1 protein-coding gene is annotated in these 1,149 nt (G+C 46.0%); it reads right to left on the bottom strand.

Going from position 1 to position 1,149, the window contains the following annotated elements; all coding sequences use genetic code 11:
- Nucleotides 1-292: 292 nt before the first annotated feature.
- On the bottom strand, nt 293-805 hold the full coding sequence (locus tag F752_RS0115590; protein ID WP_017732679.1) for a D-glycero-alpha-D-manno-heptose-1,7-bisphosphate 7-phosphatase: 513 nt from the start codon (nt 803-805) through the stop codon (nt 293-295).
- Between the last annotated feature and the right edge of the window lie 344 nt (nt 806-1,149).

The following is a 1,149-nucleotide window of genomic DNA, read 5'->3' as shown; positions in this document are numbered from 1 at the left end:
TTGTTACCACTAAAAATAAAAAGGTCGGAAGAAAAAATCTTCCGACCACTCCTGGCAAATTGCCGGGCCTCTTTTTTTTTGAGTCTACTGCAGGGGCTGCTCTTGGAGTGTAAAAAAGTGGTGACGGGTAGCTGAAAAAAGCCTTGCCTCAGCGAGCCTGGCCAAAGGAAGGGTAACGCTCAGGGGCTCGTGCGCCCCGGGGCTTCCAGTTCTAAAACAGGGGGCAGGTGTGAGCCAGCCATCAGGCACGACCTTCTCTTTTTCTCATGCGGGGCCATGTGTTTGGAAGGCATCAGGGGGAGCCCAGGATAACAGGGACGGCCGCTGTTAGATCTGTCACTTTAAAATCAGCCGTAGGGCTATCGTTGTAGTCGACCTGGATAGTTTTGATGCCTAACTTCTTTGCAGGCACCAGGTCGCGGTCCTTGTCGCCGATCATCCATGAGCTGGCAGGGTTAATGTCGAAGCGGGCGATGGCTTTTTCGAACATCAGGGTGCCGGGTTTGCGCGAAAGTGTTTCGCTGATGCTGGGGTGTCCCGGTGCATAGTAAAAGTGGGAGATAAGGTTCCCGCTTGCTTCCTGTATCAGCCGATGGGTTTCGTGCATCTGCTCCCGCCTATAAATTCCTTTGCCAATACCCGATTGGTTGGTGATGACAATGAGCAGGTAGCCCGCCTCCTTCAACTTCCTCATGCTTTCTGTAACACCTGGCAGGATTTCTAATTTCTCTGCTGAGAATACATAATCAACATAATCTTTATTGAGCACGCCGTCGCGGTCCAGAAAAACACATTTATTCAACATCACCAATTTTGCTTATCAACTAAAATACGTGATTTGGTTGAATAAAGCTATTTCATTTTTTTTATCTCTGCCTATTTTGGTATATGTGCTGATTATAAGCCTATTAAATTGTTCATCTTCAGCAAATAATGCTAAACATTCTGATTTTTATTCCGTGAAAGAATAAGAGAAAAGTAAGAGACGGAATTTTTAATTTTTTAATCAAGAGAGAAATGGCAAACATTAAACTGGCAATCATTTATTACAGCTCAACAGGCACCAATTATCAGCTGGCTCGCTGGGCCGAAGAAGGCGCTAAACAGGCAGGTGCGGAAGTAAAAGTGGTAAGGGTAAAAGAAACTGCT

Source organism: Nafulsella turpanensis ZLM-10 (assembly GCF_000346615.1).
Classification (GTDB): Bacteria; Bacteroidota; Bacteroidia; order Cytophagales; family Cyclobacteriaceae; genus Nafulsella; species Nafulsella turpanensis.
Note: the sequence above shows the minus strand (reverse complement) of the source record. Positions and strands in the feature narration are given on the sequence as shown.

Bases quoted from the DNA above. Each gene is read 5' to 3' on its own strand.
- F752_RS0115590 (WP_017732679.1), bottom strand. From the start codon at position 805: ATGTTGAATAAATGTGTTTTTCTGGACCGCGACGGCGTGCTCAATAAA.